This window comes from Planococcus sp. APC 3900 (assembly GCF_030407735.1).
Lineage (GTDB): Bacteria > Bacillota > Bacilli > Bacillales_A > Planococcaceae > Planococcus > Planococcus notacanthi.
The window spans coordinates 1-7080 of record NZ_JASDCT010000017.1; the positions used below are offsets into that span (position 1 = coordinate 1).

8 protein-coding genes are annotated in these 7080 nt (G+C 43.6%); 5 read left to right on the plus strand and 3 right to left on the minus strand.

What is annotated here, in order from left to right:
- Window positions 1–15 precede the first annotated feature (15 nt).
- Together QMA04_RS17990 and QMA04_RS17995 are read right to left on the minus strand one after the other, a co-directional pair.
- On the minus strand, window positions 16–1101 hold the full coding sequence (locus tag QMA04_RS17990) for an FUSC family protein (RefSeq protein ID WP_290187253.1): 1086 nt from the start codon (window positions 1099–1101) through the stop codon (window positions 16–18).
- 40 nt (window positions 1102–1141) lie between these two features.
- Window positions 1142–2428, minus strand: a complete 1287-nt coding sequence (locus tag QMA04_RS17995; RefSeq protein WP_191716764.1) for a glutamate-1-semialdehyde 2,1-aminomutase — start codon at window positions 2426–2428, stop codon at window positions 1142–1144.
- Window positions 2429–2551: 123 nt separating this feature from the next.
- On the opposite strand from QMA04_RS17995, the gene bcp reads away from it, so the two are divergent.
- The 4 genes from bcp to perR all read left to right on the plus strand — a co-directional run bounded on the left by bcp (window position 2552) and on the right by perR (window position 5103).
- Window positions 2552–3028: a thioredoxin-dependent thiol peroxidase gene (gene bcp / locus QMA04_RS18000; RefSeq protein WP_290187254.1), complete on the plus strand. Its 477-nt coding sequence runs from the start codon at window positions 2552–2554 to the stop codon at window positions 3026–3028.
- 14 nt (window positions 3029–3042) lie between these two features.
- Complete coding sequence (locus QMA04_RS18005; RefSeq protein WP_290187255.1) at window positions 3043–3984, plus strand: D-2-hydroxyacid dehydrogenase; 942 nt, start codon at window positions 3043–3045, stop codon at window positions 3982–3984.
- A 2-nt stretch (window positions 3985–3986) separates the two neighbouring features.
- Window positions 3987–4541 (plus strand): cob(I)yrinic acid a,c-diamide adenosyltransferase, encoded by a 555-nt coding sequence (locus tag QMA04_RS18010; RefSeq protein ID WP_203341335.1) that lies wholly within the window; start codon window positions 3987–3989, stop codon window positions 4539–4541.
- A gap of 118 nt (window positions 4542–4659) precedes the next feature.
- Window positions 4660–5103, plus strand: a complete 444-nt coding sequence (gene perR, locus QMA04_RS18015) for a peroxide-responsive transcriptional repressor PerR (protein ID WP_290187256.1) — start codon at window positions 4660–4662, stop codon at window positions 5101–5103.
- A 54-nt stretch (window positions 5104–5157) separates the two neighbouring features.
- Here perR and QMA04_RS18020 read toward each other — a convergent pair whose 3' ends face one another.
- Window positions 5158–5511, minus strand: a complete 354-nt coding sequence (locus QMA04_RS18020) for a YgzB family protein (RefSeq protein ID WP_191716759.1) — start codon at window positions 5509–5511, stop codon at window positions 5158–5160.
- Between the two features lie 264 nt (window positions 5512–5775).
- Between QMA04_RS18020 and QMA04_RS18025 the strand changes: the two genes are divergently transcribed.
- Window positions 5776–6642, plus strand: a complete 867-nt coding sequence (locus QMA04_RS18025; protein ID WP_290187257.1) for a nucleotidyltransferase-like protein — start codon at window positions 5776–5778, stop codon at window positions 6640–6642.
- The last annotated feature ends 438 nt before the right edge of the window (window positions 6643–7080 follow it).

Consider the following 7080-nt stretch of genomic DNA (forward strand, 5'->3'; position numbering starts at 1 on the left):
GCCCCGCACGTTTTTTTAAATGGCATTTTCAAGGTCGCTGTCCACTTCTTCGGAATGGTAATTCAAGTAAGCGATAATCAGCAAATCCAAATGCTCTAATTGTTCTTCATAATCCAATATGGCTGATAGTACATGCATTAAATGATAGACCGAAAATTCATCTTCATTTTCTTCATGTGCCAAGTTTATTTCTTTTACAAAAATCGTCATCACTTCATTGCGTTTCATGATGGCCTCTGCGCCTGAGCCCTCACTGTGTTCGGGGCGCATTTTGCCTACATATTTCATATAAAGTTGCTCATGGTAGCTGGCCAGACTCTCTAAACGTTCTTGTACCATCATATGGAAATGCTCAGGAAGCTCCATCATTTCGTTCTCAAAACGATTTAATCGCTTTAATACTTCTAGGCTTTTCTTGGATGTGGCAATCATCTGGCGGTACAACACCAATTTGCGTGCTTTTACGTATTGCTGTTTTTTTGTATAACTGCGTTCTTCTTTGTAAAACGAATACCATTGATCCACTTTTACGAGCTTTTCCGTCAATTTATCAATGTCTTCTTTCACTGAAACATGATCGGACGCATGGCGGATGGAAACGCGAATCCACCGAATCACTTCTTCGCTCACTTCATGGATGGATGTAAATAGCCGTGTTTCATACTTAGGAGGCAAGAAAATAAGGTTCACGAAGAATGCTGACAAAATCCCGAGCAGAACAGTACCGAATCTCAATGAAGCGAAAGTCATGAAGTCGGCGGAGTGGGAATCCATAATGATGATGATGGTCACCAAAGTCAAGGATACCGTATTTTCCAGTTTCAATTTCAGCAACAGGACGATGGCTAAAATGGCTGCTGCTCCGATGGTTAGATAATTGCTGCCCATTGTCAGCACAAAAGTAATGGCTATGGCGGCACCAATCAAATTCCCGTAAATCTGATCAAGTAAAGTCAGATAAGACCGATAGATCGATGGCTGAATGGCGAAAATGGCTGCGACTCCAGCGAAAACAGGGGAGGGCAATTCCAGTAAGCTGGCCAGGAACAGGGCCATAGAAATGGCCACGCCGGTTTTTAAAATACGTGCACCTAATTTCATTTACTTAAGGACTCCTTCCCCACAATGTGTTTTATTCTAATTATAACTGTTTAAATGCCTCGCGTACCGCTTGAATGGAAACTTCTACATCCTCTTCGGTATGCTCGGTGGTTAAGAACCAGGCTTCGTATTTTGAAGGAGCCAAGTTGATGCCTTGCTGCAACATCAATTTGAAGAAACGGCCAAAAATTTCGCCATCAGTAGCTTCTGCTTGTTCGTAGTTTTCGACCTTCACATCCGTAAAGTAAATGGTCAATGCGCCTTTTAGGCGATTAAGGGTAATCGTCACACCGAATTCTTCAGCAGCTGCCAAAATGCCTTTTTCGAGTTGTGCGCCGAGTTTATCCATTTTCTCGTACACGCCATCTTCGCGAAGCACTTCCAAGCAGGCGATCCCGGCTTGAATTGAAGCAGGATTTCCAGCCATCGTTCCGGCTTGATAAGCGGGTCCTAAAGGAGCGACTGTATCCATGATTTCTTTTTTACCGCCGTATGCGCCTATCGGCAATCCGCCGCCGATGATTTTTCCGAGAGCCGTTAAATCTGGTGTTAAGCCAAGCATATCCTGTGCACCGCCGTAATGGAAACGGAAAGCCGTAATGACTTCGTCATAAACAATCAACGCGCCTTTTTCGTGGGCGATACGGTGCACTTCTTCTAAATAGCCTTTTTTCGGCTCGACGATTCCGAAGTTACCGACAATCGGTTCAACCAGGATGCAGGCAATTTCTTCGCCCCAACGCTCCATGGCTTCAGCAAATGCTTGCGGATCATTGAATGGAATGGTGATGACTTCTTCAGCGATGGATTTTGGGACACCTGCTGAATCAGGAGTTCCAAGTGTAGCAGGACCAGATCCGGCAGCTACAAGAACCAGATCGGAGTGGCCATGGTAGCAGCCAGCGAATTTCATGATTTTTGTCCGTCCAGTGTAAGCACGGGATACGCGGATCGTCGTCATGACCGCCTCTGTTCCGCTATTGACGAAACGTACTTTGTCCATATTAGGCATAGCTTCTTTCAGCATTTCAGCGAAAGTGACTTCATGCCGTGTTGGCGTGCCGTACAGCAGTCCGGTTTCTGCAGCGTGTGTGATGGCTTGCGTGATATGCGGATGTGCATGGCCGGTGATGATTGGACCGTAAGCAGCTAAATAATCTATGTATTTATTGCCATCGACATCCCAAAAATACGCGCCTTTTCCACGTTCCATAGCGACTGGAGAACCGCCGCCCACGGCTTTAAAAGATCGGGATGGGCTGTTGACGCCACCTACAATGTGTTTTAATGCTTCTTCATGAAGCTTTTCTGATGCTGAATGATTCATTGAATAATTGCCTCCTATGATTAATCTATTCCTTATTGTAGACAAATTTAGTCCTAAACGCCAAAGAAATTGAAACTGGGCCTGGGGTTCGGTACGATAGAGAGAAGAAAAGGAGTGTTGAAAATGACTGTATTGGAAGGAAGACAAGCACCGGATTTTTCATTGAAGAACGAAGCGGGGGAAATGGTTTCTTTACAGGATTTTGCCGGCGATAAATACGTCGTGCTGTATTTCTATCCAAAAGACATGACACCCGGCTGTACGACACAAGCCTGTGATTTCCGCGATGCCCAGGCTGATTTTTCTGCGCTCAATGCAGTGATCCTTGGCGTCAGTGCAGATTCGGAAGACCGCCACAACAAATTCATCGAAAAACATGGACTGCCCTTCTCGCTGTTGGTCGATGAAGACCATAAGGTTTCAGAAGACTACGGGGTTTGGGTTGAAAAGAATATGTACGGCAAGAAATTCATGGGTATTGAACGTACGACTTACTTGATCGATCCGACAGGAATGATCGTAAAAGAATGGCGCAAAGTCAAAGTGCCGAATCACATCCAGGATGTCCTGGAAACCTTGAAAGAAATCAGTAAGCAGTAAGAAGGGAGACATTCATGGAAATCCTGTTTACATTCATTCCAAAAGAAGATCAACAACAGAGGTTGAAAACTGAGTTCCCGGAAATCGATTTCTATTTCCTCTATAAAGACAAGACACGTTTGCCGTCTGCTGACATCATTGTCACGTACGGAGAAGACTTGACGGCAGCAGACATCGCAACTGCCAAAAAGGTGCAATGGATCATGGTGGCCAGTGCCGGAATTGAAAAGCTTCCGCATCAAGCCATTGCGGAGCGGGGCATTACGGTGTCCAATGTCAAAGGGATCCACAAAATACCGATGGCCGAATCTGCGTTGGCCCATCTATTGGCATTGAAGCGTTCCTTGCCGACGATTTATGAGAACCAGCGTAACAAGGAATGGAACAGAAGAACGCATTCTTCTGAAATGCATGGTACCACGGCGCTGATTCTCGGACCGGGTGCGATCGGATCAGAAATCGGACGTCTGCTGCAGGCGTTCGGCGTCATCACCATTGGCTGTAACCGCTCTGGAGCGCAAGGGGACAACATGGATGAAATGGTTTCCTTTGAAACCATCTTGGAAAAGTTGCCGCAAGCGGATTACATCATTTCAATTTTACCCAGTACACAAGAAACCAAGTATCTATTGAAGGAAGAGCATTTCCGAGCGATGAAAAAAACGGCTTTGTTCATGAATTTGGGAAGAGGCGACTTGGTTTCAGATGAAGTTTTGCTGAATGCGTTGCGAAACGAAGAAGTTGCTTTTGCAGTGCTGGATGTTTTTGAACAGGAACCTCTTCCAAAAGGCCATCCCTATTGGTCAATGGAGAATGTAATTGTGTCACCTCATGTCTCGAGTCATTCAGGTAAATATGTGGAACGTGCCCTGGATGTTTTTATTCCAAATCTCAAAGAGTGGTTGGCTGGCCAAACCGTCCCGGCAAATCTGGTGAATATGGAAAAGGGGTATTGAAAATGAAAATATACACGAAAACCGGTGATAAAGGCACAACTTCTTTGGTTTACGGAACACGTGTCGCCAAAAATGATGCGGTAGTAGAAGCCTACGGAACATGCGATGAAGCAAATTCATTGATCGGCTTGGCAGTCGGTCACATGAATACCGAATTCTTTGACGAGAAAGAAGCGCTTTTAGAGGTTTTTCATGAGATTCAAACAACTTTATTTCACGTGGGAGCGGAATTGGCGACGCCGAAAGGCAAAGAAGTAAAGTGGAAATTGGCTGAAGAGGATGTTTTTAAACTCGAGCAGTGGATCGATCTATACGATGCTGAAGTTCCACCGCTCAGCAATTTCATTTTGCCGGGTGGCCATCCAGCGGGAGCTGCCCTTCATGTGGCGCGCACTGTCGTCAGACGGGCCGAACGCTCAACGTTGTCAATCGGGGAAGATGTTTCGCCGAATGTCCTGGCTTATTTGAATCGCCTATCAGACTTTTTATTCGTCGCAGCGCGTCTGGTCAATCAGCGCCTCGGAAGAAAAGAGAAGGGCCTTCACGAAAAACAATAGAAAAAACGCGTGGCAAACGGCGGCAGTATAGTGATTTCTTGACATCCCCCACTCCTATTAGGTACACTGTTTATAACGATTACAATGTAAGAATATCTATGAAGTGAGGTGCACGGCGATGTCTGAAGTACAATTAAAAGACGCGCTTGATGCTTTGAAGTCTACAGGTGTAAGAATCACACCCCAACGCCACGCGATTTTGGAGTATATGATTCACTCAACAACACACCCAACAGCGGATGACATTTATCGCGCTCTTGAAAAAACGTTTCCTAATATGAGTGTTGCAACTGTTTATAATAATTTACGTGTGTTCAGAAAAGCAGGATTGGTAAAAGAGTTGACTTACGGAGATTCTTCAAGCCGATTTGATTTTGTAACGCATGATCATTATCATATTATCTGTAATGACTGTGGCAAAATCGTTGATTTCCATTATCCGGGACTGGATGAAGTCGAGCATTTGGCTTCTCATGTTACAGGATTCCAAGTGGATTATCACCGTCTTGAAATCTACGGTACTTGTCAGGGCTGTTTAGGCAAAACAGCAAAAGCCCAATAAAGAATTTTATAGCAAAAAAAGAAGCATGCCGCTGTTGCGCGGCATGCTTCTTTTTTATTGTTGTGAGCTTTTCTTGTTATAATCCTGGTCAAACTCCTTGCCTTCAAGTGAACGATCCATTGTTAAAGGTTCGTTGCAATGCATGCAGATATCTACACGGCCAAGCATTTTTGTATGTCTACCGCAATTTGGGCATTCAACAGGAATGGTTTTCATGGAAAGCAAACCGATCCAAGCATAGACACCTGTACTTCCGATGATCGCAATGACACCAAGCAGCATAAAGATCACCATTACAACAGGGTGATTTCTAAAATAAATACCGACGTACATAATAACGATTCCGATAAAGATCAGAGCCAACGCAAACGTCCGAATGCGGTTGATTTTATTTTTATAAGGTTTCATGGTTTATTTCCTCCTTGCATCCATCATACTATATCATAATTGCCCTTAAAAAGTGATATCGATTTTGAAATGAAGGAATTGACAATAAATATGTCGAAATAGAGAATAACAGAAACCAGAGCACCCGGTTTCAAAGTTTGAGATAAAGAGAGCGGGGAGACCCCGGCAGACATTTAAGGGAATGAAACAAGTTGCAGTTCATTATGGGCCACTCCGTTCAACTTGATGGCGGAATGTGATAGAGACAGCAAGGAGTGAAAATTGATGGAACAAATACTACGACCTATTTACCAGGAACGCGCCAGTCAGGAAAGTACGCTGGGTGTGATCTTAGTCGAAAAAAGAGAAAAAGACAGCCAGATTACGGATACATTTGATTCGATTCTGCTGATCATCACCAAAGAAAATGATACCCCTGTCTTCACAAAGCATTACACGTATTTGGATAAGAAAGCTGCAATGCACATTGTTACCGAGAAGCAATTACATAAATGGCTGCTGCTTGGCACAAACAGGAAAATCGTTGACTGGCTTTTTTATGGCCGTGTAGTATATGACCGCAATGAGTATATGGAAAAATTGAAAACCGAACTGAAGGATTATCCATTCTACGGGCGCAAAATTAAAATGGGAATAGAATTTGCCAAACTGATTCGCCGTTATATGGAAGGAAAGACGTTCTTCGAAGAAAAAAACTATATGGATGCTTACCACCACATGGTAGAGTCGCTTCACCATTTGGCGCGTTTGGCGGTTTTGGAAAACGGTTTGCCTCCAGAAGTGACGATCTGGTCGCAAGTGAAACAAATGGAGCCAGCCATCTATAAACTATATGAAGAATTGATATCGAGTGATGAGCCAATCGATAAGCGGCTTGAATTATTGTTTCTGGCCAGTGAATTTTACATTCATTCTCGGACACAGGACGGAGCCCTTCATATAAGAGAAGTCATGGAAAAACAAAGCAGCTGGACAATCCAGGAATTGCATGAGCAGGAAGAATTGAAAAACTACTCATCCAATCTCGAGGTATTCATCGAATATCTTGTAGACAAAGAACTGATTTTTATTAATGGAGTGACTACCAAGAGTGAAGGGATCTTCCATAGATATTATTACGTTAAAAACTAATCGATTGTAGTTGTGGCTTTTAAAACCAAAAAGTTTCTTTCTGAAGCGGCGGAGGTCAATGCGCTTTTCCAATGGGTTTTTCTATATGAAGTTGTAAGTGGAAGAAGAGCGGTTGTGTAGTTCATTGTTATGGCTGGTGAGCGGGCAGGGGCAAAATCCAATAGGAGCTGCAGCTGAAAGGCGGTGTCTAGTCTTTCGGAGGCAGCTTTTCTTATTGAGTTTGCATATTGAGGATGGCGGAAGGATAATGATTTAAAGGAGTGCCAAAACGAAGATTTAAGTTTTTTAAACTTTTTTCGCTTTAACCGTTGACATCTTCGAGTGAAATGTATTATGATAATACACGTCGCTAAGGGAAATTAAGTTTTTTACAATAATAAAAAAGCTTGACTCTTACGGAGAACGATGTTAAATTATAGAAGTTGCTTTTACAGGACG